The organism is Virgibacillus sp. DJP39, from assembly GCF_049310925.1.
Taxonomy (GTDB): domain Bacteria; phylum Bacillota; class Bacilli; order Bacillales; family Amphibacillaceae; genus Virgibacillus_F.
This window is the reverse complement of record NZ_JBMERP010000012.1, coordinates 18,006-44,865: the sequence shown is the minus strand read 5'-3', so window position 1 is coordinate 44,865 and position 26,860 is coordinate 18,006. Positions and strand designations below refer to the sequence as shown.

The window sequence follows — 26,860 nt, the reverse complement described above, 5'->3', positions numbered from 1 at the left end:
ACTGGAAAAGTTTAAGCTCACATTTTAGCCTCAGAAATTCCAGAGTCCTCTTTATAACTGGTTGGTAGTGTTATCTCCCTTACTTATATTTTCTTTAAAAGGTCATTGCTACCCAATCCGTACTTCCTTAACTATCGGAATCCAGTTCTGTCCACTTTTTCCGAGCAAATGTAAAACTCCCCTCAAATCTTGTTAGCTCACCATCAGCAACCAAATAGGTAAGCGGGAATAATCGATCCAGAAAATAGCGGTCATGTGAAACAGCAAGTATCGTGCCTTCAAATTGCTCTAATGCTTCTTCTAAAACTTCCTTGGATTCAATATCCAAATGATTTGTTGGCTCATCTAAAATCAACAAATTATGGTCCTGGTGTACAAGCTGAGCCAAACGTAAACGCATTTGTTCACCACCACTTAAACTGCTCACTTTTTGGAACACCGTTTTTCCGTAGAAAAGAAACTTTGCCAAAATTCCTCGAGCGTCACCTTCCGTTACATGAACCTGGTCACGGAATTCATCAATAATTGACCTTTCTCCATTTGTTTCAAGCATATGCTGGGACAAAAAACCAACGGATAAATTGCTTCCGAGCTTAATTTTGCCGTCATCATATTGTTCTGTTTCCAAAATCATTTTCAGTAGGGTTGACTTTCCACACCCATTCTCGCCAATAATCGCAATTCTTTCCTGAAAACGTACATGCATGTTCACATTAGTCAGCAAAGGTTGCTGGTTAAATCCTTTAGAAACATCTTTAACAATCACGACGTCTTTTCCGCTTCGTTTATTCATTTGAAAATCCAGGTTAATCTTTTTTTGTTCCAAAATAGGCTTTTTCACTGTCTCCATACGCGCTAATGCTTTTTCCATACTTTTTGCCCGCCGATGCAAGCCGGCATTTGGAGGGTTGGCCTGATTCGCCCATTCTTTCAGACGCTTAATCGTGTCACGCATTTTTTTCATTTTCTTTTGCTGGTCCTGATACTGTTGGAACTCTATTAACAGGCGGGCTTCACGTTCCTTCACATAATTTGAATAATTACTAACGTACCGAATCAATTCACCCTGATCCATTTCCAGAATAGAAGTAACTGTTTCGTCTAAAAAATAGCGATCATGCGATACAATAATCACTGTCCCATGGTAATTTTTTATAAAATCAGTGAGCCACTCAATTGCAAACAAATCCAAATGATTAGTTGGCTCATCCAATAACAATAGGTTTGGAGATTTTAATAAGAGCTGCGCTAATCCCACCTTTGTCCGTTCTCCACCACTCAATTGTCCCCATTCTTTTGCTGCTAAATCTGTAATTTGCAGCCCACTCATTATTCGTCTAATTTGGGAATCTATCTCATAGCCGCCTTCTTCCTGAAACTTCTCCTGTAAGAGGCCATATTTTTCAATATGAAGGTTTAATTTATCCGGATTTGTTTCAGTTGCCATTGCTTTTTCAAGAGTAGTCATTTTTGTTTTCAATTCTGTTAATGAGGCAAACACCTCATATAGAAGTGATTCAACCATCTTGTGATCATCAACATCTGGTGATTGCTGCAAAAGACCAACCGTTATGTTTTTCTTCCAGCTGATAGTACCTTCTGCAGGATCGGTATTCTGCGCTATTAAATCCAATAAAGTTGTTTTTCCTTCTCCGTTACGACCTATTAATCCAATTCGTTCATTCTCATTAATTTCACATGACATATCACTAAAAATGGTATTAGCACCATATGTTTGTGTAACATTTTTCAAACTACAGATAATCATTTTTCTCTTCCTCCGTTTTGAAGAGACAAATAAAAGACGACAGAGATATGTACTCCCCGTCGTCTTCACGCGTTATATCGCTAGTGGGCAGATGTCTCTTACTGGTATTTTTCATTGATTTGTTTGATAAAAGGACAGACGTATCCCGTTACAACAAACTGCAGAAAAAAGCGCATAACACATCCAGAGGTATTCTCTGAATTTTGAAATGCTTTTACCAGTAATTTGAAACATGTTCCCCACCTCCTTTATTTAATGTTTTTAGTTTATTAGAAAAACTATTAGATGTCAATATAAAGGATATTGTAAACTTGTATCTGCAGTCATATAATATCAGTGACCACCTTTTTTAATTCCCAGTTTCACGATATCCGGTAGTTGCCTTAACTTGCACCTTAGCATATTGTTTTAGATCATTTTCCTTAGATAGAAGCGTTCCAATATAACCACCAATAAATCCAAGCGGTACTGATACTATTGCTGGATTGGAATATGGGAAAATTGGTTCACCCAAAAATATTGCTGCTCCCTCTACCGGTGAGAATACATTTGGGCCAATTATTACTAAAATAACAGAAGAAAGCAAACCGGCTAACATAGCTGTCATTGCACCAGAAGTGTTAAAACGCTTCCAGTATATTGTGTAAATGATTACAGGCAAGTTAGCACTAGCCGCAACACAGAACGCTAGAGAAACCAGGAAAGCAACATTCAAATTTTGTGCAAACAAAGCCAACAAGATTGATAAAGCTGCTACTCCAATTGACGCATATTTTGCAGCTAACATTTGCTGCTTATCGGATATTTGTCCTTTTTTAATTATTTGTCCATAAACATCATGCGCAAACGCTGATGCCCCTGATAATACCAAACCTGATACTACAGCTAAAATTGTCGCAAACGCAACAGCAGATACAAATGACATCAGGAAGTTGCCACCCAATGCTTCAGCTAACAATGGTGCAGCCATATTTCCGGCTGGGTTCGCACCTAGAATCGTTTCAGAACCTACAAACGCCGCAGCGCCAAAACCAAGGAAAATCGTCAGCACATAAAAAATACCAACAACCCACGTAGCAGTAACAACAGATGTTCGCGCAGTTTTAGCATCTTTAACGGTAAAAAATCTCATTAGGATGTGTGGTAGTCCTGCCGTACCTAAAACTAGTGCAATCATTAACGAAATTGTTCCGAGTGAGTCTTTGTATTTTAGGCCCGGATTTAAAAAATTTTCTCCATGGCTAGTAACTGTTTTCATTTGACTGAACATTTCAAGAATGTTGAAATTAAACTTCGCTAAGACAAGGAAAGAAATGATAATCGTTCCAATCATTAATAAAACCGCTTTAACAATCTGCACCCAGCTTGTAGCTGTCATTCCTCCAAAAAGTACGTATATCGTCATCATTACTCCTACAATTAATACAGCAATCCAATAATCAATACCAAATAGCAATTGAATTAGTGCCCCCGCTCCAACAAGTTGAGCAATCATGTAGAAGATTACGATTGTTATTGTGCTCAGGGCTGCAACACCTCGAACCTTTTTTGCCTCAAACCGTGAATTTATCATATCGGCCAGCGTGTATTTACCTAGGTTTCGTAATGGTTCTGCTACTATAAACAAAACAACTAGGTACGCAATTAGAAATCCAATACTATAAAAGAAACCATCAAAACCAAATAATGCAATAGCTCCAGCGATACCAAGAAAAGAGGCAGCTGATAAGTAGTCACCTGCAATAGCCAGTCCATTTTGCCAACCTGTTAATCCCCCACCTGCTGTATAAAAGTCACCTGTTGTTTGTGTTTTTTTGGCAGCGAAATATGTAATTACAAGCGTGAGTGAAACAATTGCTAAGAACATAATTACGACGGATGCATTCACTCTACACGACCTCCTTCTTCCAATTGATCTGAGATAATCTGTTTTGCTTCATGATCGAAGGAAGCCGACTTTTTTACATACATCGAACAAAGTACCCATGTCATAACAAATTGTGCTAATCCATATATCCATGCCCACGATATGTCGCCAATAGCTGGTGCATTTAAGATGGTTGTATATGAAGTTAATAGCGGTAAAGAAAAATAAAATAATAAGAAGAAAATAGTTAATGGAAAAATAAATTTTCTTCGTTTGGACAATAACTCTTGAAATTCGGTACTATTTGCCACACTCTCGTAATCAGGTTCACTTTTAAACTCTGACATTTCTGCATTCCCCATATTAAACCTCCTTTATTTTTTAAAAAATCTGAATACACATTCATATTACTTTTAGCACCAATTATTGTCAATAGGCATTTTGAATAAAAAGCGTAAATTACCAGTCAATAGTACCTATTAATATAGTATCTATCTGTTAATTCCAATCGACCTTCCTCAAGCTATGATAATCTATGGTAAAATAAAACAATCAAAACATAAAAACTAAATGGCATTTTGAGAGACTAAGTGATATGAAATGACTGATAACATACGCTAAAAAATCGGAGAGATCATTTTGAAAAAGAGTGTGACGATTGTTACTTTAACTGTATACGGAGTGGCATTAATCTGCTCTCTTTGGTTCTATAACCATAAACCAATTGTTGTGGAGGATGTCGGCCATCTCCTGCCAACTAAAATAAAAGAAATTCACGCAGCCACAAGTAAGTCTGATCTGCAAAGTTGGCTAAAAGGTGCAATAGCAAACGGGGAAAAAGTATCTGTCGCCGGGATGCAGCACAGTCAGGGAGGGCACACCTACTACCCGGGTGGAATAATGGTTGATATGAAGGATTATGACAAGATCCTCGACTATAACCCTGCTAGTAAAACGATTACGGTCCAAAGTGGGGCTACTTGGGAAGATATTCAAAAGAAAATTAACCCTGATCACCTAGCGATTCGTGTAATGCAATCTCAAAACATTTTCACTGTTGGTGGTTCAATTAGTGTAAATGCTCACGGCAGAGATATTAGGTATGGCTCATTGATTGATACGGTAAAATCATTTCGATTGCTTACACCAGAGGGAGATATCATACATGTAAGTCGCACGAAAAATGGTAATCTATTTCCTCTCGTTATTGGTGGATATGGGTTGTTTGGCATTATTTTAGATGTAACGTTAAAACTGACTGACGATGAATTGTACCAAATACGATCAAAATCACTAGACTATCAGGACTATCCAGCATATTTTCTTAATGAAGTTAAAAGAGACCCCAGTATTAGGATGCATATTGCTAGAATTTCAGTTGCACCAGACAGTTTATTACGTGAAATGTTTGTTACAGATTACAAACTATCAGCGGACCAATCCAAACTAACAAGTTTCTCTTCCCTTGAAAAAGAAAAACTGGTCGCCCCTCAGAAATTCCTACTGGGTTTATCAAGGTATAGTGGATGGGGCAAGAACCTACTTTGGGAAGCCCAGGATAAATTTTATGTCAGTCAAGATGGTGATTACATAACACGAAACAATGTGATGCGATCTGACAGTCAATTTATGGTGTATAACAACCCGTCTAAAACGGAAACATTACAGGAATATTTTGTGCCTGTAGATGCGTTCACTTCCTATATTGATGATTTACGGACATTGCTTGAGCAGGAGAAGCTAAATCTATTAAATATTACTGTTCGCTACGTTAATCAGGACGAGGAAGCGGTTTTATCCTATGCAAAAGAAGATATGTTTGCTTTGGTTCTATTAATTAACCAAGGGAGAAGCGAAAGTTCTGTTAAACATACCAAAGAAGTCATACAAAAGATGATAGATGTTACCCTGGAGCACAATGGGTCCTATTACTTGCCATATTACGCTTATCCCACACAGGGACAAATGGATGAAGCTTATCCACATAACAAGGAATTTTTTAATCAAAAGAAGCATTTTGACCCGAATGAAACGTTTATGAATCTATTTTACAAGGAGTACAGCCCATGAATTTCCGTAAATTCCTTACCGCTCAAAGTATCCTGATTACAGCAGGCAGTGTTGTCTTTCCCTTTTATTTATTGTTAATTAAAAACGTTGGGGAGAGTTATTCACAGTTCGGTTGGGCCTATGGATTGTTTACACTATCCGCTGCATTTACCTATCCAATTATCGGTCGGTTTGGCGACAAATTTGGTGACAAAAGAATGTTGCTTATGTATACATGGGGGATGGCAGCGGTAATGTTAATTATCCCCCTTCTCATTCATGTATGGCAGGTATATATAATCCAGATTGTAATGGGGATTTTGGGCGCTGTTCATAAAAATACAGAAAAAGCCTTTCTTGCGAGAGACATTGATAAAAGTATTGCAGGCAAACGGATTGGTAGTTACCACTTAAACGTATCAATTTGGAGTGGGTTAGGAATTATTTTAACAGGTTACCTGATTGATTTTTTAACGATTGCCAGTCTGTTTTATTTGATTTCCTTTGTTTATATACTAGCTTCATTTGTAATTCTTAAAGCGCCGAAAGAATAAAAAGAACATGTATGATGGAGTCCGTTAATGAATGGTTTGCTCTTTTACTGTATAATTAAAGGTAGATAATGAAGGTACAGCATGAACAGCAACGGCTTTATATATGAAAGGGGAGATACGATGAAAAAAATTATTTTGTCGACTGAGAGTGGAGCAGATTTACCTGGAGATTTAGCTGACAAACACGCTGTTCAAGTGGTCCCAATGCACGTCATCATGGGTGGGGAAGATTACTTAGATGGCTCGTTACCAGTAAAGGATATATTTAAAAATTATGAGCAGACGAAAAAAATACCCTCTACAACGTCAACAAATGCGCATGAATATCATGAGTTTTTCACGCAAATAAAAACGGACTTTCCTGATTGCGTCATTATTCATATCGGTTATACGTCAAAGGCATCTTCATCCTTCCAAAATGCAATAATTGCATCAGAAGATTTTAATGACCTTCACCTTATTGACGCATTAAACGTTACAGGTGGATTAACTGCTATCGTGATGTATGCTGTTAATCTATTAGAAAAAGAACCCACGATTGAACCTGAACACTTAATAGAAAAAATTGAAGCAATAGTACCTAAATCAAGGCTGGCTTTCGTTCCAGGCAGTTTAGAATTTCTAAGAGCTGGTGGACGTGTAAGTAATGTCGCTTATCTAGGTGGGGCTTTGTTAAAAATAAAACCACGCATTGAGTTAATTGACGGGAATCTTGTTTCTACTAAAAAATATCGTGGTAAAATGAGTGGAGTAACAGAGAAACTTATGCAGGATTATTTAAGTCAATACGACATTGACCGGGAGCAACTCTATTTTCAATACTCAATTGGTCTCGATGAAAGTATCATGCAACGCATGAATAAACTAGCAAAAGAAGCTGGTTTTAAAAATATAAAATGGATGCAAGCTGGCGCCATGATTTCAACTCACGCTGGACCTGGAGGTTTCGGGATTGCAGGACTAGAGGTTTAAAATCTTCCTGCCGCCTGAGCTACACTGGGTGAATTAGAAAAGTAACACCAGTTAAATAAAATATATAGTTAACACAGGAGGTCACTACATGACTACACAATCTTCTTTCCAACTAAATGAAGCAACCATAACTGACATTCATCGAGCAATGGAATCAGGTGAATTAACAGCATTAACTTTAACAAAAATGTATCTCGAACAAATTGCAGCATTTAACTCTAATGGTCCTAAAATCAATGCAATCATCGAAATAAATCCTGATGCTTTACATATAGCTGAAGCTCTTGACAAAGAATACGCCAAAACTGATAAACTCGGTCCTCTTCACGGTATTCCAATCCTGATTAAAGACAATATTGACTCTGGAGATAACATGCATACAAGTGCGGGTTCTATTGCTTTAGAAAATCATTACGCAAATGATGATGCCTTTATAACAAAAAAGCTCCGTGAGGCTGGTGCTGTCATCCTTGGAAAAGCTAACTTAACTGAGTGGGCAAATTTTATGGCAGAAGGCATGTCAAATGGTTATAGTTCACGGGGTGGGCAAGTACTGAACCCTTATGGTCCGGGAAAATTAGACGTAGGTGGTTCAAGCGCAGGATCCGGGGCTGGAATAGCAGCAAACTTTGCAACTGCTGCCATTGGCACTGAAACGGATGGGTCTATTTTAAGTCCCGCAAGCAGCAATTCACTCGTTGGTATCAAGCCTACAGTGGGGCTTATTAGCAGGTCAGGTATCATACCAATATCAAACAGCCAGGACACAGCAGGTCCGATGACCCGAACAGTGGCAGACGCAGCCATTTTACTCGGAGCTATCGCAGATAAAGATGTACAGGATCCCGCCACACTAATGAACAATAATCAAATAACTAACTATACACCGTTTCTAAATGAGAATGGATTAGATACTGCGAGAATAGGTGTGCCACGCAGCTATTTAAATGACCTTGACGAAACAGAATTGAAACTCGTCAATCAGGCTCTCGAAGACATGAAAAAAATGGGTGCTACTATTGTGGATCCAATCGATTTACCAGATGAACTTCCAGATTCAAGTGTACTGTATCATGAGTTTAAAAATGGAATAAATGCTTATCTAGGTAGCTTACCAACCCATTCACCTGTTCATACATTACTTGATGTCATAAACTTTAATCAGTCACATGAAAGCGAGGCATTAAAGTATGGACAAGCGACACTACTTAAATCTGAAGCAAAAAGCGGCAAATTAGTAGAAGCAGAATATATCACTGATCGCTTAACCGACTTAAAAGCTTCTCAGAAAAAATTACAAGAAGTTATGGATGAGCACAAGCTGGATGCTGTACTTTTTCCAAATAACTTTGGATCTAGTATTGCTGCCAGAGCAGGCTATCCATCTATTACAGTCCCAGCGGGGTATGCTAATTCCGGAAAACCGGTTGGAGTTACATTCACAGGACTTGCCTTTTCAGAGGCGAAGCTGATTGAGCTTGCCTATGCCTATGAGCAAGCAACAAAGCACAGGAAATCGCCGATATTAGAATAGTAATTATTAGAAAACTTGGCTTATCGCCAAGCCCTTATGGCGAAAGCCTTAATTGCACTTATGCAGCAAAAAAATAATTTATACTTTCTTACCTGCTAAAAAAGGAACGGCCCAGTTAAAGGGTCCGTTCCTTTTATCCTTCATTCCAAATAATTTCACCACTTTGGTCCTGATGATCTATTTTCACCTCAAAGCGATGTTTATTATAAAAGTGTTTCAATCTATTGACATGATCAAAGTCTCGCTCGACAATATCACCGGTAATATACTGAATGTTTTCTTCATGAGCCAATTCTTTTAAATGATTCATTAAGATCGAACCATACCCTTTGTTCTGTTCACCCTTGATATCGGCAATGTGAATGGTATTACTATCTTTGTATTCAGCCTGAATTGCTGCGTTCCAATTACCTCGGAAAGCTGTATGACAATCATGAAGCATGAGCTGACAATTATCATCAGCCTTATCAACAAAAATTACAACCCAGTTATCGGCATCAGTTTGATCGATACTAATAATCTCCCATCTCTTAGCTATTTCTTTTATATTTTGTCTCATACGAAAAAGTTGAATTTCTAAACTATCAAGTTCTTTCTTTATATCATGTTTACTTTTATTTTCTTCTAAAAAAGCAGTGTTTATCATATGATCACCTTCATATTATTGAATTGTGTCTACCTTTAAACACAATTTATTATTTTACAATATATGAATGCAAAAAATCAATTGTTAATTTTATGAAATAGTACTTAAGACTTAGTTGAATGATGTCGATATATAGGAAAAAGCTTTTTTTGCAGTTAAGAAAGGATAAATCCTTTCTTACTGCATAAGTGCAACTAAGGCTTTCACCATAAGGGTTGGTGATAAGCCAAGTTTTCTAACCTGGGGGACATACATATGATGAAGAAAGAGAAAAAAAGGATTAACCTTCCAAAATTGAAGAAGAAGCCTTCCAAACGGTTGGGATGGAGAAATATGAAGATTGGGCAGAAGTATCTTTCCGTCTACATATTAACAGCAATTTTGTTTATAATTGCTGGAATATTTGTCTACTTTCAATTAGAAAAAGGTCAGCAGGATATTGAAGCAATTGAACGCAGAAGTGAACGTGTTAATACGATGATGGAATTCTCCTCCATTATGCAATTAAAGGATATTCAAATTGCTGATTTCATTATTACAGAGGATCAGAAATACGTTAAAAAGTATGAAGGCTATCGTCAGGAATTTGAAGCCCTAGGGAAAAAACTTAAACCAAAAATGGAAACACAAAAACAGTTGGATATTTTTGCAACTATCCAGCAAAATGATACGAAAATGAACACTTCTTTCTTAATTAATATTCCGCTTGCTGTTTCAAGAAAATCTGACAATTTGCCTGCTTTGCGTGAAGAAGTGAGTAATCTGCGTCTAGAGAACGTTCAGCTTATGGATGAGTTGATTGCAATTGTAAAAGATAAACAGCAACAGGCTGTTAGTTCTGCTAAGCAAAACATGAATCAAAGTATAGTAGTCCTGGGGATCACAAATGCAATTGCAATTATTATTGGTATTCTAATTATGTTTCTTATCAGTCGGAGAATCTCAGCTAATCTACGTAGAATTATATCCATTAATCACGAGGTCGCAAACGGCAATCTGGCAGTTGCGTCGATGGATTACGAAGGTAGGGACGAAATTGGCCAACTATCTGGTGCGGTAAATCAAATGAAAAGTAATATTCGTAGCATTGTGTCAAAAGTTGCTGCAGCTTCTGAATCAGTCTCTTCCAGAAGTGGCCTGCTGACTCAATCTGCCATTGAGGTAAAAGAAGGTAATGAACAGATTGCTTCGACAATGGAAGAATTGTCCTCTGGATCTGAAACACAGGCTAATAGTGCTTCTAACCTCTCTGAGAATATGAACGATTTCGTGAAAATTGTTCGTCAATCAGAACTGGATGGACAGGACATTGCAACTAAATCTGACGGCGTTATGCACCTAACGGCTGAAGGCACAGCATTGATGAAAAAATCAATGGAACAAATGAAACGAATTGATGCTATTGTTTCCGACGCAGTTGATAAAGTTCAAGGTTTGGACAAGCAGTCAGCTCAAATTTCCAAACTGGTAAAGGTTATTAAAGACATTGCTGATCAAACAAATCTATTATCACTAAACGCTGCAATTGAAGCTGCCCGTGCAGGTGAGCATGGAAAAGGATTTGCAGTTGTGGCAGATGAAGTTAGAAAGCTTGCGGAACAAGTAACGTCCTCCGTATCTGAAATCACTGGCATTGTTTCAACTATACAAAATGAAACGGACCATGTAGTAGTATCTTTAAATAGTGGTTACAGTGAAGTAAAGGAAGGAACTAACCAAATTGAAGAAACAGGAAAAAGTTTTGAGTCTATCAATTCATCTGTTTCAGAAATGACAACTAAAATTATTGCTATTTCTAACAATCTAAAAGGAATCGCAACAAATAGTAACGAAATGAATAATTTGATAGAGGAAATAGCATCTGTCTCAGAAGAGTCTGCCGCTGGTGTTGAGGAAGCAGCAGCATCTGCTCAACAGACCTCAAGCTCAATGGAAGAGGTTTCAAACAGCGCAGACGAACTTGCAGCTCTTGCCGAACAGTTGAATAATGAGTTAAAAGCTTTTAGACTATAATTATCAGAAATTAGAAACCCAACACCGTACATAGGTGTTGGGTTTTCTTGATATAGCACCAGGACTAGTAACACAGAATCTGTAAACTCTGAGGTAACTGCTGTATTTATTTCCCACCAACCATTACTAAGAAAAACACTCGCTTTCCGTGGGGAACGCTTCAGCTCCTCGCCCCGGCAAGGGGTATGCCGATGTTGTCCGCAAAGGACGGTCTTAGTCAGCCCGCGTTATCTACCGCTCATTGCGGGGTCTTCAGACTGTTCCTTTCCCACTGGATAAGGAAAGCTTCTAGAAAGACATCTCACGAAAAAAAATGGGCTTTTCATTTTTGAGGAGTCTCGCATTTTTCCGCAGCTTAAATAGCTTTCTGTTTAAGGGTGTAGAATTTCCGTGAAATCCTCAGAAATAACGCGTTACTTTTTATCTTAGTGAAGGCAGAATACGAAGACTCCTGCGGGAACAGCGCGAGTCCGAAGACCCCGCAGAGTGGTTTTCTCGAGGAGGCTGAGGCCGTGCCCGCGGAAAGCGAAGTATTCGGCCGGAACGGCGGCGTTGAAGAAATTTCACACCTTCACAATTTGTATCAACTGTGAAGGTTAAAGTTCAATAAAACTTACGTAAGATCAAGTTCTACTACTATCACGTTATTTACTGCCATGATACAAAAAACACTCTTTTACATGGTCATTAACCATTCCGGTTGATTGCATATACGCATAACAGATGGTTGGTCCGATAAATTTAAAACCACGCTTTTTTAAGTCCTTACTCATTTTCACAGATTCCTCTGTTGAAGCTGGAACTTCAGAGTGGTCCTTCCAATTATTTAATATTGGTTCCCCGTCAACAAAGCTCCAAATGTATGAATCAAAGCTTCCGAATTCTTTTTGTACTTTTAAAAATGCCTGCGCGTTGTTCACCACGGAGCGAACCTTTAACTTGTTACGGATTATACCTTCGTCCTGCAGTAGTTCCTGAATTTTTTCCTCATCATAATCTTTAATCAAATCAGGATTAAAATTATCGAATGCTTTACGGTAATTTTCCCGGCGCTTTAATATGGTTATCCAGCTTAAACCGGCTTGTGCTCCCTCTAAACAAAGCATTTCAAACAACTCTGTGTCATTATGTGTTGGTCTTCCCCATTCATTATCGTGGTAATCTATATATACTGGATCAGAAGTTACCCAATCGCATCTGTTTTTCATTTTCATCCCCCTAACACATCTATTCCTCTTTCGTTTCTACTCGATTTTCAGTATATGAAATCCAATCACTGAAGCTTCCAGGATAGAGCTTTACATGTTTATATCCGGCCATTTTTAACCCAATAATGTTTGGACACGCTGATACACCTGAACCACAGGAAACAATTATTTCATCGTCTTTCGATAGATTCTTAAAGTTAGACTGAAGTGCCTCGGGATCTTTCCAACTTCCATTCCCCTGTAAAACGTCCTTCCAGAAATAATTCACTGCACCTGGGATATGTCCGGTCCTGGCGTAAAGTGGCTCTGTTTTCCCTAAGTATCTATCTTTGGAACGAGAGTCTATAAGTACTGCAGATTTATCCTCCATTTTTTCCTTAACCTGGGTTATGTCAACTACTTGATCGGCCTGAATATCTGGTCGGAAAGTCTTTGTCTTTGGTACTGGAATATCAGTCGTCAATTCATTTCCTATCTGAATCCAACCATTAATTCCACCATCCAATAGAAAGACATTTTTATGGCCCATGTAATCAAGCAACCACCAGAAGCGTGCTGCAAACATATCATTACTTTGATCATAAACGACTACTGTTGTCGCTTGATCAATGCCGATCTCTCCAATTTTTTCAGCAAATGTATCGATGTCTGGTAGTGGATGGTTTCCCCCGTGATCCGCAGCCGGACCAGATAAATCCTCATTCAAGTCTAAATACATCGCACCTCGGATATGTCCATACTCGTACGCCTTTTTTCCTTCATTCGGATCAGTTAGCGAAAAACGCACATCAACAACCACCAGGTCATCTGTTTCGTTTGCCAATTTCTTTTTCAAACTCTCACTAGAAATCAAATAAGACATTTATAATCTCCTCCTATCAACGGTCCTACACTAATCGAGCAATTTACACATGTAATATTCATCTACGTATTTTCCATTAATTTTCAGTGAGTCCCTTTTCGTTCCTTCTATAATAAACCCGGCTTTATTATATAGTCTTAATGCTGCAGTATTATCTACAACTGTTGTTAACTCCAGACGGTGAATATTTCTAGCCCTCGCCCACCGCTCCATTTCACTGAACAGTTTTGTACCGACACCTTTACCGCGATGTGAATTAAGAATACCAATTACTATGTACGCACTATGCTGTTGCCGGCTTGCATCTCCACCAATAATAAGGAAATACCCTATTAGTTTCCCTTCATCAGCAACAAAAATAGTGGCATTTTCTTTCTGCTTGAAGGTCTCCAGCATTTTTTTCTGGTTTTCCAGTGAGGTTTTTCTTTCACCAGCACTATAAAGCATATATGAGCTTTCTTGTTCAACTAGTTTTACTAATGCTAATAATGATTCAGCATCTTCTATCGTGGCTTCTCTAATCATTCTCTCACCTCTACGTATATTATTCGATGTTTTATCAAAATCCCCTGTTTTAAATAGTGAATAATAATGTGATAAACTTAGTATAAATCACTTTAGGAGATGAGCCTATGAAAAAAGATTTGATTGACCGTCTAACTACATATGTAAAAATAGATACCCAGTCTGATGAGAGTAGCCAGGAGACCCCCTCTACACAAGGTCAACTGGAACTAGCCAATTTATTAGTAGAAGAACTAATGAAAATTGGTATGAGTGATGTAACGATTGATGGTAATGGTTATGTGATGGCAACACTTCCTGCTAACACGGATAAAGCGATCCCTACGATTGGGTTTCTCGCACATGTTGATACAGCTACAGATTTCACTGGAAAAAATGTAAAACCTCAATTAGTGGAAAACTATGATGGAAATGATTTAGTCCTTAATGAAGCACAAAATGTCGTAATGTATGTACAAGATTTTCCCGAACTTCCTGACTACAAAGGCCACACCTTAGTGACTACTGACGGTACAACCTTATTAGGAGCAGATAATAAAGCGGGAATTGCAGAAATTATGACTGCGATGGAATACTTGATTAATCACCCAAGCATTAAGCATGGGAAGATACGAATAGCATTCACACCGGATGAAGAAATCGGGCTTGGACCACACAAGTTTGACGTTACTGCGTTTGATGCCGACTTCGCATATACAATGGACGGTGGCCCACTAGGTGAACTGCAGTTTGAAAGTTTTAATGCAGCTGCCGCTAGAATTACGTTTACTGGAAATAGTGTACATCCTGGTACGGCAAAAAATAAAATGGTTAACGCCGGAACCATGGCTGCCGAATTTATAGGCAAGTTTCCAGAACTTGAAACACCTGAACACACGGAAAAGTATGAGGGGTTTTATCACCTGAGCTCGGTTAAAGGTGACGTAGAAAAAACAACCGTATCTTATATCATTCGCGATTTTGATCAGGAAAATTTTGCAGTACGCAAAGAAACAATGAAAAAAGCCGTTCAAGAAATCAAAGAAAAGTATGGCGAACATCGCGTACATCTCGAAATGGCAGATCAGTATTACAATATGGGTGAAAAAATTGAACCTGTTAAAGAAATTGTGGATATCGCACAAACCGCAATGGAGAACTTAAACATTAAACCACTTATCCAACCAGTCCGGGGTGGGACCGATGGATCTCAGCTATCCTATATGGGTCTGCCAACACCAAATATTTTTACTGGCGGAGAAAATTACCACGGTAAATTCGAATACATTTCAGTCGATAATATGGAAAAAGCAACAAATGTAATTATAGAGATTGTAAGGCTTTTCGAGAAAAAATAATGAATAGAAGCCAGGTGATAAGCCTGGCTTCTATTCATGTTTAATGAAAAAAGCTGCAGTGTATCCTATTGCCAGTAGAAATGCTAACACGCCAAATGTTAAAACGTAACTTCCTGCTTGCATTAAGGTAATTGTAATGATCGGCCCAATCGTAGCACCAATGAATAAAATACACGCATAATAGGATGCCGCTATTGCTCTGTTGTCTCCTCCAAGCTCACCAATAAGCGTCATGATAGCTGGAAAAGTTACGGAAATTCCGGCGACAAAAAACACACTCATCGATACTACAAAAGTTATATTGGAACTAAATCCTAAAGAAAATAAGGCACCAACTGCAGTACCTAAACCCATTTTAAGTATTGGCAACAATCCATATTTTTTTACAAGCACACCTGCAAACAGGGATAAAAGCATTCCCAGTAATCCAGACGTACGAACAAATAAACCATCTTGCTTAGTAAGATTTAAATTTTGACTCATCAGGTCTCCTAAAGCTGTATACATTCCGATAAACGTTAATAGAAGCACAAGTGTAATGATGTAACATAAGAGGAAATTTTTTTGGATGAAAATACGTTTTGTTTGCCTGAGAAAGTAGTGTATATTTATCTTACTTGTATGTTTACCCGTCTTAGGTAAAAACAAAGTAACGGCAATAATGGTACAAAGATACATACCTCCAAAACACAAAAACACCATATTCCATCCAAAAAACTGATCAATTGCACCTGCAAAAACCTGACCAAAGATTCCCGCTGTTAAAAAACCAAAGCTGATAAAGCCAATAGTTGTTACCTGCCTATTCTTTGGGAAAATATCGAATACATATGCTACGGCGGTTGGAGCGAACGTAGCTGCAACAAGCCCTTGTATCCCACGCAAAATTACCAGCCAATAAAATTGATCTGTAAGCCCAATCAAAAAAGTAACGAGAGTAAGTATGTAAAGTCCAGACAAAATAACCCGTTTACGACCATAACGGTCAGACAACGGACTAAAAATAATAAAGCCACATGCGTAAAAAAATGAAAAAATGCTAGTCGTCCATGCCGCCATAGTCTTTGTAATATGGAATTCAGCGACAAACCCACTTGCTAATGGAGTGGTAACATATACACTTGAAACAACTATTAACGCACACCAAAATAGTAAAATTGTTATTAGTGAAAAACTAGGTCGGTTGCCTCCCGATAATTCAACACTACCATCTTTTCCCAATGTCATATCCCCTCTCCTCTTACTAAGGATATGAAACGTAATTGAGAGATGTGTTTAACAATTAATAAGCGATTCCAACGCGTGTTTTTAGAAATTCGTTATTATAAATCATCGAGTAGGCAAATTGAGCAGTATCACCCACCGAAATTTTGTTCCCATCTTTAGGAAGAAAATCCTTTTCAACGCGATATCCCTCTACCGCATCACCATCAGGTAAGAATGTCGGACAAACAATGGTCCAATCCAAATTCGAATTTTCAAGGTAACGAAATGCCGCCAAGTGATCCTGTGCTGCAGTGGTTTTTCTTCGTTTCGATTCATTTGATTGAAAACGAAATAAATCTTGCTCGGTCCTGCTGTTCAAAATTCCAGCTGTCCCAATTGTGATAATACGTGTTAGTTGGTTTTTTTTCATTGATTCTATAAGTATGGGCATACTTTTGGACAATGTATTAGTTTTATCGGTGTTTAACGCACTAACCACAAGATCTACATCCTCCATTGCGGTCGTAACATCCGTTTTATTTAATACATTTCCTTTAAAAACCGTTAAATTGTCTGCTGATTCTGTGAGCTTTTCTGGCGTACGTACGAATGCAAGTACATCGTGGCGGCCAGCCAAAGTATGTTTAACAATCCTTTGGCCAACTCTCCCAGAAGCTCCTAGTATTAGTATTTTCATTAAAACCCCTACTTCCCAGGTTTACCCAAAGTTTCCTTGATACCACTCTGCAGCTTTCTCAACCTCTGAACGTGATAACTGATGACCATTCATCTCCCAGTGCAAATCAACTTTAGCATTAGCTTTCTCTAACAGCTCTTTTAGCTCTTTTGACTCTTCTGGCTTGCAAAGCGGGTCATTTTTACCTGCAGCAATAAGAACAGGATGATCCTTCAAATCCGGAAGTTCAATTCCTCTCCTTGGTACCATTGGATGATGCAGCACTGCACCTTTCAGCGAATTTTCAATATGAAATAACATGCTTGCAGCAATATTAGCACCATTAGAATAACCAATTGCGACAACATTGTTTCGATCAAAATTATGTTCTTTTGCCGCCTGATCAACAAACTCATTTAATTCATTGGTTCGAAAAATTAGATCTTCCTCATCAAAGACACCTTCTTCCAATCGACGGAAGAAACGTGATATTCCATTTTCACTTACGTTACCTTGTACACTCAAAACTGATGCTGTTGGGTCAACCATTTCAGCCAACGGCAATAAATCCTGTTCTGTCCCTCCAGTTCCATGCAGTAATAAGAGTGTGGGTTTGCTTTTATCCGACCCTTCTTTAAATAGAGATTTCATCTAATCATCCTTTCGTATAGCATTGATTGTAAAGCAATTTTATAAGAGACTTTGCTATCTAGCAATCAATCGCACTTGAAAAAATACCGTGAAGTGATCCCTGTACACATGTTATACTAATAAATGCGTTAATAATTCAAGGGAGCGTTACAGTAAATGAAGAAATTATTACTACCGCTTATTTTGCTGATTTTACCTACAATCATAATGACATCATGCACAGAAGCGCGGGACACTAACCATTTAAACGAAATTGATACTTCAATAAAACAAAAACAACATATGACCGAAAATACACTTGTGTTACCAGAACCTATCTTAAAAAATGGTACGAATGGCGAGAATGTTAAAAAACTCCAAACTGCGTTAAATGAGCTTGGCTATAATATAGAAGTTACAGGCAAATTTGATAAAAAATTAACAGCAGCATTAAAAGATTTTCAATCACAACAACCTAAGCTTCTCGTCTCAGGTGAGTACAATCAACCTACAAAAGATTGGCTAGCCAAGGCGATAAGTGGAGAGTTTACTATTAAACCTGGGAAAGGCAGTGTTCCTATTTCTAATCCAAAAGAAACGGTGAAAGTCGATAAACCTTCTGATATTTTAGTTCTAGTTAATAAAAGTCATGCATTACCAGTGAATTACGTTCCCGAGGATTTAATAGCTCCAAATGTGCGTTTTCCATTTGAAAAAGATTTGCCAAAGCGTTACATGCGGAAGGAAGCTGCACTTGCCCTTGAGGAATTGTTTAAGGCTTCTGACAAAGCAGGACTTGATTTATTTGCCCAATCCGGATACCGTTCCTATGAACGACAGGATGCAATTTTTGCTTCCTATGTAGCTCGGGATGGAGAAGAAGCGGCCAATAACTATAGTGCAAGGCCTGGTGAAAGCGAACACCAAACTGGTTTGACAATGGATGTTACAAGTCCCGCTGTTAAGTACAGCTTAACTACGGACTTTGCCAATACTGAAGAGGGTAATTGGCTAAAAGCACACGCACATGAGTATGGATTTATTATTCGTTATCCAAAAGGGAAAGAACATATAACGAAATATCAATATGAACCATGGCATCTACGTTATGTTGGGAGCAAAGTTGCTACAGTTATTCATGCTAAAGGTATTACATTAGAAGAATATCTAGGTGCAGTATAGAGATCAAATTAGTCTGATACAAAGAAGTTACACCTTTAGTTGGTGAACGACTCCACAATACAGAACATCGCGCTAACCTGTTAAAAGGTAGCGCTCTTTTTTTATGCTGTTTTATAAAAGATTGTTGTTTTTTACATAAAATCTATGAACTGCGACGGTCAATTAAAAGGCAGCAACGGGCGTTATTTCCGGATAACGGCCGATTCACGCTCCACGACGGGCGATATTTCCGGGTAACGGCCGATTTCCTCTCCGCGACGGGCGATTTCTCCGGGTAACGGGCGATATCTCCGGATAACGGCCGATTCACGCTCCACGACGGGCGATTTCTCCGGATAACGGCCGATTCACGCTCCACGACGGGCGGTATCTCCGGATAACGGCCGATTCACGCTCCACGACGGGCGATTTCTCCGGGTAACGACCGATTCACGCTCATCCTGCGGGGTTTTCAGACACGGACTTTTGTCTTAAGAAAAGAAAGGCTTCAGCTGCGTTATAACGTAAAAAAAATCCTTTAATCTCCACAAAAATAAGCTCCATTTATAATTAAATGAGCTTACCCGATCCAGATTATCTATATAAATTCCCAGTATCATGCCCTATCGACCTGCTTACTACTTCTCAACTGATCAACCTTTCTGTCCAGATTACGAATTCGTTCAATAGCTTCGTTATCATGAATAGTGCGATAGTGGTGCTTACCACCCGACTCTTCATCTGCTTCATCTGCAAGTGATACAACATGTTGCAAAGGCTTTAAATTCAAGTGTCCTTCTGGGAGATAAGAGTCTGTATGAAGTAAAATTGCTACTGCTATTTCCTTGGCAGCATGTCGGTCTTCACCGATCCGAATCAGTAGCTTATGCGCTCTACTTGCTCCTTTGATCGCATGGATATCATTCTCGCGATATAGCTCGTAGTCCCATTCACCATCTCGGTACCACGTATAATGACCCACATCGTGAAGCAATGCAGCTTTTGTTGCTAAATCGGGATCAACCTGGTGCTTCGTTGCAAATGAACAAGCATACTCCGCGACCCTAATAGCATGTGCTAATCCTGATCGTTTCAGATATTTTTGTGTGATTGGATGTATAAATATTTCCTCCAGATTAACATTTCTCATGTAATCTTCCTCCCCTCTTGGATAGTAGTCCTCTATTATATTTCCGAAAAAAGATATTGTTTATTACAATAGCACTGCACTTTTTCTATTGCAATATATAGTTGCCCAAATAACACGTAAACAAACATCTAATTTCCACACGAGAATGTTTTTGATTGAAATTGAATGTTTTTGATTGATTTTTGTAACCGCTTCCTTTATACTTATTTTATTAAGTTAAATTAAGGGTGATAACACATGCTTACGAATGAGCGGCAGGCAATTATACTAAGGCTCCTGGAAGAAAAACAAACAGTAACTAACCAGGACATTTACGAAGCAACATCTGCATCAGACTCAACTATTCGCCGTGATCTTACGGACTTGGAAAATAACAACAAGCTACAAAGAATACATGGTGGCGCAACTTTAACAGAGAAAAAGTTACAAGAATATAGCATTGCAGAAAAATCCACCAGAAACCTTCAGGAAAAGAAGTTAATTGCAAAACTCGCAGCAGATACTATTCAAAATGGTGATTGTATCTTTCTTGATGCTGGTACCACTACAATGCAACTAATTCCTTATCTGGAAAATAAAGAAGTTGTAGTTGTAACAAATGGACTAACACATTTAGACCTCCTAATAGAGCTTGGGATAACAACATATTTAACAGGTGGCTACGTAAAGCAAAAAACAAGTGCTCTAATTGGACGACAGGCCATTCAAACACTAGAAAATTATCGATTTGACAGATGCTTTTTAGGGGTTAACGGGTTTCACAATGATTTTGGGTATACTACACCTGACCCCGAGGAAGCAAGCATCAAACAAACGGCTTGTTCACTCGCAAAAGAAACCTACGTTTTAGCTGATCATACTAAACTTAATAAGGTGAGTTTTTCAAAGGTTTGTGACATACAACGTGCAATATTACTTACTGACACATTACCTAATCAGGATTACGATATACTTTCAAAAAAAACAATTGTAAAGGTGGTGAATACATGATCTATACCTGTACCATTACACCTTCTATTGACTACACTGTCTATTTACCTGAGTTTTACACTGGCAAGTTAAATCGTACGGAAGAAGTTTACTACTTTCCAGGCGGGAAAGGAATCAACGTTTCCCGCGTGTTAAATCGTCTACATGTGGATAGTGTTGCCCTTGGTTTTGCTGGTGGATTCACTGGTAACTATATCCAAAGTTTTTTAAGTGATGAAGGTGTTCAAACAAGTTTTATCGAAACAAAAGAACCCACCCGTATCAATGTAAAAATAAAAGCCTCAAATGAATCAGAACTAAACGGGCCAGGACCAAATACCACACATGAACAGCGTAAGGAATTGCTGGCAAAATTGGAATCACTTGAAACTGGCGATTGGTTTGTTTTAGCAGGCAGCTTACCAAACACTATTCCAGACGCATTTTATAGAGCGCTGGCAAGCCGTTGTCATAAAAGAGGAATTAACTTTGTATTAGATACTTCTGGTGGCGCATTGAAACAAATGATAGATACCAAGCCATTCTTGATCAAACCAAATCAGCATGAATTAGGTGATTTATTTGATACAAAAATAAACACAAACAAAGAGGCTGTCTTCTTTGCAAAAAAACTCGTGGAACAAGGTATCACACATGTAATCGTATCAATGGGTGGAAATGGAGCAATTTTGGTAAATAAACAGCAAACTTTAGTTGCAGAAGCACCAAGAGGTCAGGTTGTTAATACCGTTGGCGCCGGTGATTCTCTCGTATCAGGATTCATCGCGTCATATGTCCAGGATAACGATGTTGCCAAAGCATTTCGTTATGGAATTGCAAGTGGTAGCGCAACGGCATTCAGGACTGATTTATGTGAGAAAAAGGATGTTGAAGCATTGGTTTCAAAAGTTAGTATAAATACATTTAAAGAAGAGGATGTGACCTAAGTGAAAATCACAGAATTACTAAGTCAGGATACCATTATTCTAGATTTACAGGCACAATCAAAAAAAGACGCGTTGAACGAGTTGGCTAATCAGCTTAATGCTGCTGGGAAGCTTAACGACAAGCAAGCTTTTATTAATGATATTTTCAACCGTGAGGAACAAAGCACCACTGGAATAGGCGAAAGTATTGCAATTCCTCACGCAAAGTCAGCAGCCGTTAAGGTTCCTGCAATTGCATTTGGCCGTTCGGATTCCGGAATTGATTTTGAATCACTTGATGGACAGCCTGCACATTTATTTTTTATGATTGCTGCAAGTGAAGGAGCGAACAATGCACACTTAGAAGCATTGTCACGTTTATCCACATTCTTAATGGATGAGAAGTTTCGAGACAAAATATATAAAGCCTCTTCAAAGGAAGAAATATTGGACGCTGTTAACGCAAAAGAAATTGAAGTAGATGAGCCAGAAAAGGCAGAGGCAACACCTGAATCAAAAAATTCTAAAATTCTCGCTGTAACAGCTTGCCCAACAGGAATTGCTCATACGTACATGGCTGCTGAGAAGCTTAGAGAAACAGCAAAAGAAATGGGTATCTCAATTAAAGTAGAGACAAATGGTTCAAGTGGAGTTAAAAATCGTTTAACTGATGAAGAGATTGCTGATGCAGATGTTATTGTCGTCGCAGCTGATACAAAGGTTGAAATGGCCCGTTTTGCTGGAAAGCCTGTTATTGAAACTGGTGTTGGAAAAGCAATTCACGAGACAACAGATTTATTAAATCGCGCTGTTAAAAAAGATGCTCCGATCTATAACGCTGAAAAAAAGGAAGGATCATCTGAGGAATCAGGTGGCCGCAGTGGCTTTTACAAGCACTTAATGAATGGTGTATCAAACATGCTTCCATTTGTAGTCGGTGGTGGTATATTAATTGCAATATCCTTCTTCTGGGGAATTGAATCAGACAATGAATTTGCTGCGATGCTGAGTACAATAGGTGGTGGAAAAGCATTCTTCTTAATGGTTCCAGTGTTGGCTGGTTTTATTGCATCTAGTATTGCCGATCGACCAGGCTTTGCTCCAGGTATGATTGGTGGCTTAATTGCAATTACCGTCACAGAAGCTGAGGGCGCTGGTATGGGTTCAGGTTTCCTTGGTGGCCTTATCGCAGGTTTCTTAGCAGGTTATGTAACATTACTTGTTAAAAAAGCATTTGCTGGTTTACCAGATTCACTTGAAGGTTTAAAGCCAGTATTATTTTTCCCTGTTTTCAGTATAGCTATTACCGGAATCATCATGATGTTGATCAATCCACCACTAACTATGATCTATACAGGTCTATCGTCATTTCTAGAAAGTATGAGTGGTACAAACGCAATTTTACTTGGACTTATTTTAGGTGCTATGATGGCATTTGATATGGGGGGACCTGTTAATAAAGCAGCCTATACATTTGGTCTTGCCACCCTCGCTACTGGAAATTATACTGTCATTGCAACTGTCATGGCAGCTGGTATGGTACCACCACTTGGAATGGCACTGGCAACAACCTTATTTAAAAATCGTTTTACAAAAACAGAGCGTGAAGCTGGAAAAACAGCCTATGCATTGGGTGCATGCTTTATCACAGAAGGCGTAATCCCATTCGCAGCGGCCGACCCTGCTCGTGTTATTCCATCAACTATGGCAGGCGCTGCAGTAACTGGTGCATTAACTATGTTGTTTGATATTGCATTACGTGCACCACATGGCGGAATATTTGTAATTGGACTTGTTGATGGAGGAGTTATTAAAATTGTTCTGTACATCCTGGCAATAATTATTGGTATGATCGTTACTGCTTTACTTGTTGGAGTATTAAAAAAGGATCTTACTAAACAAGCTACTTAATAGCTCTTCATTAGAGTTTGGAGATTAAAATTCGAGCAACATATTGCCGAAATCGAGCACTATTGTATAAAAATAGAGCACTGACCAAGTAAAATCGCGCACTGACTATTCGGTGCGCGATTTTATGTGTTTGGTGCTCGATAATTTTATTTGGTGCTCGAAATTTCAATTTGATGCGCGATTCCCCGAAGTTTGTGCGCGACAATCAAAAACGAGCAACCCTTTGGTGGTTACTCGTTTTAAAATGGTTTAGTAATCATTAACACAATTACTATTAAAAAAATTGCGTTTTCAATCCGTTCAAAGAAAAATAGTTTATTTGATAATACATAATATTGTTCTGGTATTTCTTTTCCTTTATAGTTTTCCAAAAAATCTTTAACTGGCTTAGACCTTGGTGATAAAACAGTTGGTCCAAAGGCTAACGCTATTAAAAACAAAATTAAACTTAACACGTACCACCCTGCTTTAAACAACGCAGGATTTAACACTCCCAGCAATATTCCGGTTACAAGAAGCAATGTTCCACCCACCATTACAAATATATGCAGGCGATTTCGTATGAAGTAAGCATGTCGTAGCTCGCTCATATTGGTGGCATGCTTTACGATATAAATCATAACGAATCCCGGTCCCATCCCTAATATCGCAGAAAATATATGAATAAGTACAAGAAACATGTAAAGAGTCATGGATTTCCCTCCATTTAGCCAAATAATCTACTTCCATCATACACTATTTGGACCCTGAAAAACCTATGCGAATGTTGGCTATTTTATAACAGTTTATCTTGTTAATTCAGTTAATTGCTTTTTTAGAGCTCTTATCTCATCAAGTATTTTAATTTGGTCTGACTCGTTTTCGACATCTTCCATAACCATCAACTGTGTTAACCGCATTTTCAACTCTTGGATTTCGGTATCACTCTCATATCTTTCCTTTGTAGTGTCTTCAATAAAGTTTTCGTATGAACCTTGATAATCAACCCATTGCTTCTTCCCCAGTTGAATGATCCGATTCGCAACCTTTTGTACAAAAAATCGATCATGTGAAACCACAATTAGCGCCCCGGGATAACCTTGAAGAACTTCTTCAATAACCTCCTTGGTCGCTACATCTAAAAAATTTGTCGGTTCATCGAGTACTAATAGGTTTGCACTACTATAATAAAGGTTTAAAAAAGCAACACGGCACTTTTCTCCCATACTTAAGTCTTTGATTTTTTTGAAAACATCATCTTGAGAAAAAAGAAAGCAACCCAATATGGTTCGCGCTTCGGTTTGCGTCATGTCAGGTAACTTCAGCATGCTGTCAAGTAAGGTTTTATCGTTATCCAGATTATCAAGTTCCTGGGCAAAATATCCAATCTTTGTTTGTGGATTTAATCTGATCTTTCCTTCATCAGGGATAAGATTTCCTGTTATTAACTTTAATAATGTAGTTTTACCTGAACCATTTTCACCAATTATGGCAAGCTTATCCCCACGGTAGATGGAGATTGTTTTATTGGCAAACAAAGGATCTCCAGCCTGATAAGCAAAAGAGAACTTTTCCAAATTAACCAGTCGCTTTGCAGTGAATTCACTGCTTTCAAGTTTCAAATTCAACGATTTGTTGTCTCTTGGGCGATCAGTTTGTTCTTTTTCCAGCCGCTCCAATTCTTTTTCCTTCGCCTTGAAGCGCGAGACATTTTTCTTTGCTTTCGCACGAGCAAAGTCATCTTGTCCTGCGGCCGTGTGCGCTTGTTGAAACCACTGCTGGTAATTTCGAATCGTTTGCTCGAGTGCAGCACGCTTCTGTTTCTGTTTCTGGTAAAGTGATTCTTGAGTTTTCCGTTCTAAATCTTTCTGTTTTTGATAGGCACTATACCCACCTACAAAACGTTCCGATGAATTGCCCGTCAGCTCATACAATGCATGAGCCGTTTTGTCTATAAAATACCTGTCGTGAGATACATATAAAATAGAGCCTGAATATGACTTCATCCACTGCTCCAGCCATTCGACCGTCTGTTGATCCAGGTGATTTGTCGGCTCATCCATTACGATACATTCAGGCTGTTGCATCAAAATTTGTGCTAGCTGCGCCCGTGTCTTTTCACCTCCACTTAATTGGTCAAAAGCTGTTTGCCAGGTTCGATCATCAAGGTTTACTTCATGTAAACATTTTTCAGCTTCTGATTCTAAATTAAAGCCATCGACTTCTAGAAATTCAGCATAAACAGCATTGTATTCATCCAATAGTTTGGAACTCTCATTACTCACTTGTTCTTGCAGGAGCTCAAGTTTCTGTTTTAATTGCATCCGCGTCTTTGCACCTGATTGAACAAATTCAAAAGTAGTTGTTTCCGCATTAATGAGTGGATCCTGTTCAAGTAACCCCCATTTTTCAACTTGAATGAAGCGCTGGATATGCCCAGTATCGAATGAAAATTTACCCATTAAGCCATTTAACAGGGTTGTTTTGCCAACACCATTTCTTCCAAATAAAGCGATGTGTTCGCCTTTTTTTAATTCGATATCAACATTTCCAAACAGAGTCTGCCCATTCCAATCTTTGCGCAATCCTTTTGCCTTAAAAATAAACATACACATTCCTCCAAAGCTATCAAAAGTAGCATTTACCGCTTAAAAATTCAGAAGCTATCCACTTGAGCTAGAATATATTTTAAAAAATCCCATAAAAAAACACAGGTGGCTGCCTGTGAATGGGTGATCGCGTTATGGATAGACGTACGTTCAGAAAATTTATTTCCGACTGAAAAGGCTATCCCCAAAAAAGTTCACACGTATCCCATTCGTTTCATGCAACCGAAACTCTTGTTTGATATTATTCAAACATAATTGGATAAACGTGTTTTTACTTCATTGGCGGATAATGCCCCCTTCTTCTTAAT

At 38.5% G+C, this 26,860-nt stretch carries 24 protein-coding genes; 10 read left to right on the top strand and 14 right to left on the bottom strand.

Features of this window, described 5'->3' with window-relative positions; translation table 11 throughout:
• Positions 1-127 precede the first annotated feature (127 nt).
• The 4 genes from abc-f (ACOI1D_RS06385) to ACOI1D_RS06370 form a co-directional block, all read right to left on the bottom strand.
• The gene (abc-f, locus tag ACOI1D_RS06385; RefSeq protein ID WP_422500154.1) at positions 128-1,768 is read right to left on the bottom strand and encodes a ribosomal protection-like ABC-F family protein; all 1,641 of its coding nucleotides are present in this window, start codon (positions 1,766-1,768) and stop codon (positions 128-130) included.
• Positions 1,769-1,879: 111 nt separating this feature from the next.
• On the bottom strand, positions 1,880-2,002 hold the full coding sequence (locus ACOI1D_RS06380; protein WP_422500152.1) for an RAxF-45 family protein: 123 nt from the start codon (positions 2,000-2,002) through the stop codon (positions 1,880-1,882).
• A 115-nt stretch (positions 2,003-2,117) separates the two neighbouring features.
• The gene (locus tag ACOI1D_RS06375; protein ID WP_422500150.1) at positions 2,118-3,656 is read right to left on the bottom strand and encodes a cation acetate symporter; all 1,539 of its coding nucleotides are present in this window, start codon (positions 3,654-3,656) and stop codon (positions 2,118-2,120) included.
• Positions 3,653-3,997 (bottom strand): DUF485 domain-containing protein, encoded by a 345-nt coding sequence (locus ACOI1D_RS06370; RefSeq protein WP_422500148.1) that lies wholly within the window; start codon positions 3,995-3,997, stop codon positions 3,653-3,655. The genes ACOI1D_RS06375 and ACOI1D_RS06370 overlap by 4 nt, the downstream gene beginning before the upstream one ends.
• A gap of 277 nt (positions 3,998-4,274) precedes the next feature.
• Between ACOI1D_RS06370 and ACOI1D_RS06365 the strand changes: the two genes are divergently transcribed.
• From ACOI1D_RS06365 to ACOI1D_RS06350, 4 genes are all read left to right on the top strand, one after another.
• Complete coding sequence (locus ACOI1D_RS06365) at positions 4,275-5,705, top strand: FAD-binding oxidoreductase (protein ID WP_422500146.1); 1,431 nt, start codon at positions 4,275-4,277, stop codon at positions 5,703-5,705.
• A complete protein-coding gene (locus tag ACOI1D_RS06360) occupies positions 5,702-6,238 on the top strand; it encodes an MFS transporter (protein WP_422500144.1) in 537 nt (178 codons plus the stop codon). The genes ACOI1D_RS06365 and ACOI1D_RS06360 overlap by 4 nt, the downstream gene beginning before the upstream one ends.
• A gap of 120 nt (positions 6,239-6,358) precedes the next feature.
• Positions 6,359-7,210: a DegV family protein gene (locus tag ACOI1D_RS06355; protein ID WP_422500142.1), complete on the top strand. Its 852-nt coding sequence runs from the start codon at positions 6,359-6,361 to the stop codon at positions 7,208-7,210.
• An 88-nt stretch (positions 7,211-7,298) separates the two neighbouring features.
• Positions 7,299-8,744 carry an amidase family protein gene (locus ACOI1D_RS06350; RefSeq protein ID WP_422500140.1) on the top strand — a complete coding sequence of 482 codons (1,446 nt, stop codon included), beginning with the start codon at positions 7,299-7,301 and terminating at the stop codon, positions 8,742-8,744.
• Positions 8,745-8,877: 133 nt separating this feature from the next.
• Here the strand turns inward: ACOI1D_RS06350 and ACOI1D_RS06345 are convergent, their stop codons facing one another.
• A complete protein-coding gene (locus tag ACOI1D_RS06345; RefSeq protein WP_422500138.1) occupies positions 8,878-9,390 on the bottom strand; it encodes a hypothetical protein in 513 nt (170 codons plus the stop codon).
• A 255-nt stretch (positions 9,391-9,645) separates the two neighbouring features.
• On the opposite strand from ACOI1D_RS06345, the gene ACOI1D_RS06340 reads away from it, so the two are divergent.
• On the top strand, positions 9,646-11,403 hold the full coding sequence (locus ACOI1D_RS06340) for a methyl-accepting chemotaxis protein (RefSeq protein ID WP_422500136.1): 1,758 nt from the start codon (positions 9,646-9,648) through the stop codon (positions 11,401-11,403).
• A 644-nt stretch (positions 11,404-12,047) separates the two neighbouring features.
• Here the strand turns inward: ACOI1D_RS06340 and ACOI1D_RS06335 are convergent.
• The 3 genes from ACOI1D_RS06335 to ACOI1D_RS06325 are packed head-to-tail and all read right to left on the bottom strand — an operon-like array spanning position 12,048 to position 13,998.
• Positions 12,048-12,611 (bottom strand): DNA-3-methyladenine glycosylase I, encoded by a 564-nt coding sequence (locus tag ACOI1D_RS06335; protein ID WP_422500135.1) that lies wholly within the window; start codon positions 12,609-12,611, stop codon positions 12,048-12,050.
• Between the two features lie 19 nt (positions 12,612-12,630).
• Complete coding sequence (locus ACOI1D_RS06330; RefSeq protein ID WP_422500133.1) at positions 12,631-13,473, bottom strand: sulfurtransferase; 843 nt, start codon at positions 13,471-13,473, stop codon at positions 12,631-12,633.
• Between the two features lie 30 nt (positions 13,474-13,503).
• Positions 13,504-13,998 (bottom strand): GNAT family N-acetyltransferase, encoded by a 495-nt coding sequence (locus tag ACOI1D_RS06325; protein ID WP_422500131.1) that lies wholly within the window; start codon positions 13,996-13,998, stop codon positions 13,504-13,506.
• Between the two features lie 107 nt (positions 13,999-14,105).
• On the opposite strand from ACOI1D_RS06325, the gene pepT reads away from it, so the two are divergent.
• On the top strand, positions 14,106-15,335 hold the full coding sequence (gene pepT / locus ACOI1D_RS06320) for a peptidase T (RefSeq protein ID WP_422500129.1): 1,230 nt from the start codon (positions 14,106-14,108) through the stop codon (positions 15,333-15,335).
• A gap of 30 nt (positions 15,336-15,365) precedes the next feature.
• Here pepT and ACOI1D_RS06315 read toward each other — a convergent pair whose 3' ends face one another.
• From ACOI1D_RS06315 to ACOI1D_RS06305, 3 genes are read right to left on the bottom strand one after another with little or no spacing between them, the layout of a single operon-like run.
• Positions 15,366-16,562, bottom strand: coding sequence for an MFS transporter (locus tag ACOI1D_RS06315; RefSeq protein ID WP_422500127.1), 1,197 nt, complete (start codon positions 16,560-16,562; stop codon positions 15,366-15,368).
• A 55-nt stretch (positions 16,563-16,617) separates the two neighbouring features.
• Complete coding sequence (locus ACOI1D_RS06310; protein ID WP_422500125.1) at positions 16,618-17,238, bottom strand: NAD(P)-dependent oxidoreductase; 621 nt, start codon at positions 17,236-17,238, stop codon at positions 16,618-16,620.
• Between the two features lie 21 nt (positions 17,239-17,259).
• Positions 17,260-17,868: an alpha/beta hydrolase gene (locus tag ACOI1D_RS06305; protein WP_422500123.1), complete on the bottom strand. Its 609-nt coding sequence runs from the start codon at positions 17,866-17,868 to the stop codon at positions 17,260-17,262.
• 156 nt (positions 17,869-18,024) lie between these two features.
• Between ACOI1D_RS06305 and ACOI1D_RS06300 the strand changes: the two genes are divergently transcribed.
• Positions 18,025-19,029, top strand: coding sequence for a D-alanyl-D-alanine carboxypeptidase family protein (locus ACOI1D_RS06300; RefSeq protein ID WP_422500121.1), 1,005 nt, complete (start codon positions 18,025-18,027; stop codon positions 19,027-19,029).
• Positions 19,030-19,624: 595 nt separating this feature from the next.
• Here ACOI1D_RS06300 and ACOI1D_RS06295 read toward each other — a convergent pair.
• Positions 19,625-20,158: an HD domain-containing protein gene (locus tag ACOI1D_RS06295; protein WP_422500119.1), complete on the bottom strand. Its 534-nt coding sequence runs from the start codon at positions 20,156-20,158 to the stop codon at positions 19,625-19,627.
• A 237-nt stretch (positions 20,159-20,395) separates the two neighbouring features.
• On the opposite strand from ACOI1D_RS06295, the gene ACOI1D_RS06290 reads away from it, so the two are divergent.
• From ACOI1D_RS06290 to ACOI1D_RS06280, 3 genes are read left to right on the top strand one after another with little or no spacing between them, the layout of a single operon-like run.
• A complete protein-coding gene (locus tag ACOI1D_RS06290) occupies positions 20,396-21,148 on the top strand; it encodes a DeoR/GlpR family DNA-binding transcription regulator (RefSeq protein ID WP_422500117.1) in 753 nt (250 codons plus the stop codon).
• A complete protein-coding gene (gene pfkB, locus ACOI1D_RS06285) occupies positions 21,145-22,074 on the top strand; it encodes a 1-phosphofructokinase (RefSeq protein ID WP_422500115.1) in 930 nt (309 codons plus the stop codon). The genes ACOI1D_RS06290 and pfkB overlap by 4 nt, the downstream gene beginning before the upstream one ends.
• Entirely contained in the window at positions 22,075-23,964 is a 1,890-nt protein-coding gene (locus ACOI1D_RS06280) for a PTS fructose transporter subunit IIABC (protein ID WP_422500113.1), read from the top strand.
• A 239-nt stretch (positions 23,965-24,203) separates the two neighbouring features.
• On the opposite strand, the gene ACOI1D_RS06275 is transcribed toward ACOI1D_RS06280, so the two are convergent.
• Complete coding sequence (locus ACOI1D_RS06275; RefSeq protein ID WP_422500111.1) at positions 24,204-24,656, bottom strand: DUF2269 family protein; 453 nt, start codon at positions 24,654-24,656, stop codon at positions 24,204-24,206.
• A 93-nt stretch (positions 24,657-24,749) separates the two neighbouring features.
• Positions 24,750-26,552, bottom strand: a complete 1,803-nt coding sequence (gene abc-f / locus ACOI1D_RS06270) for a ribosomal protection-like ABC-F family protein (protein WP_422500109.1) — start codon at positions 26,550-26,552, stop codon at positions 24,750-24,752.
• Positions 26,553-26,860: the final 308 nt, after the last annotated feature.

Coding starts and splice junctions, on each gene's coding strand:
- abc-f (WP_422500154.1), bottom strand. CDS start 1,768: ATGATTATCTGTAGTTTGAAAAATGTTACACAAACATATGGTGCTAAT.
- ACOI1D_RS06380 (WP_422500152.1), bottom strand. CDS start 2,002: ATGTTTCAAATTACTGGTAAAAGCATTTCAAAATTCAGAGAATACCTC.
- ACOI1D_RS06370 (WP_422500148.1), bottom strand. CDS start 3,997: ATGGGGAATGCAGAAATGTCAGAGTTTAAAAGTGAACCTGATTACGAG.
- ACOI1D_RS06360 (WP_422500144.1), top strand. CDS start 5,702: ATGAATTTCCGTAAATTCCTTACCGCTCAAAGTATCCTGATTACAGCA.
- ACOI1D_RS06355 (WP_422500142.1), top strand. CDS start 6,359: ATGAAAAAAATTATTTTGTCGACTGAGAGTGGAGCAGATTTACCTGGA.
- ACOI1D_RS06350 (WP_422500140.1), top strand. CDS start 7,299: ATGACTACACAATCTTCTTTCCAACTAAATGAAGCAACCATAACTGAC.
- ACOI1D_RS06345 (WP_422500138.1), bottom strand. CDS start 9,390: ATGATAAACACTGCTTTTTTAGAAGAAAATAAAAGTAAACATGATATA.
- ACOI1D_RS06340 (WP_422500136.1), top strand. CDS start 9,646: ATGATGAAGAAAGAGAAAAAAAGGATTAACCTTCCAAAATTGAAGAAG.
- ACOI1D_RS06335 (WP_422500135.1), bottom strand. CDS start 12,611: ATGAAAAACAGATGCGATTGGGTAACTTCTGATCCAGTATATATAGAT.
- ACOI1D_RS06330 (WP_422500133.1), bottom strand. CDS start 13,473: ATGTCTTATTTGATTTCTAGTGAGAGTTTGAAAAAGAAATTGGCAAAC.
- ACOI1D_RS06325 (WP_422500131.1), bottom strand. CDS start 13,998: ATGATTAGAGAAGCCACGATAGAAGATGCTGAATCATTATTAGCATTA.
- pepT (WP_422500129.1), top strand. CDS start 14,106: ATGAAAAAAGATTTGATTGACCGTCTAACTACATATGTAAAAATAGAT.
- ACOI1D_RS06315 (WP_422500127.1), bottom strand. CDS start 16,562: ATGACATTGGGAAAAGATGGTAGTGTTGAATTATCGGGAGGCAACCGA.
- ACOI1D_RS06310 (WP_422500125.1), bottom strand. CDS start 17,238: ATGAAAATACTAATACTAGGAGCTTCTGGGAGAGTTGGCCAAAGGATT.
- ACOI1D_RS06305 (WP_422500123.1), bottom strand. CDS start 17,868: ATGAAATCTCTATTTAAAGAAGGGTCGGATAAAAGCAAACCCACACTC.
- ACOI1D_RS06300 (WP_422500121.1), top strand. CDS start 18,025: ATGAAGAAATTATTACTACCGCTTATTTTGCTGATTTTACCTACAATC.
- ACOI1D_RS06295 (WP_422500119.1), bottom strand. CDS start 20,158: ATGAGAAATGTTAATCTGGAGGAAATATTTATACATCCAATCACACAA.
- ACOI1D_RS06290 (WP_422500117.1), top strand. CDS start 20,396: ATGCTTACGAATGAGCGGCAGGCAATTATACTAAGGCTCCTGGAAGAA.
- pfkB (WP_422500115.1), top strand. CDS start 21,145: ATGATCTATACCTGTACCATTACACCTTCTATTGACTACACTGTCTAT.
- ACOI1D_RS06275 (WP_422500111.1), bottom strand. CDS start 24,656: ATGACTCTTTACATGTTTCTTGTACTTATTCATATATTTTCTGCGATA.
- abc-f (WP_422500109.1), bottom strand. CDS start 26,552: ATGTTTATTTTTAAGGCAAAAGGATTGCGCAAAGATTGGAATGGGCAG.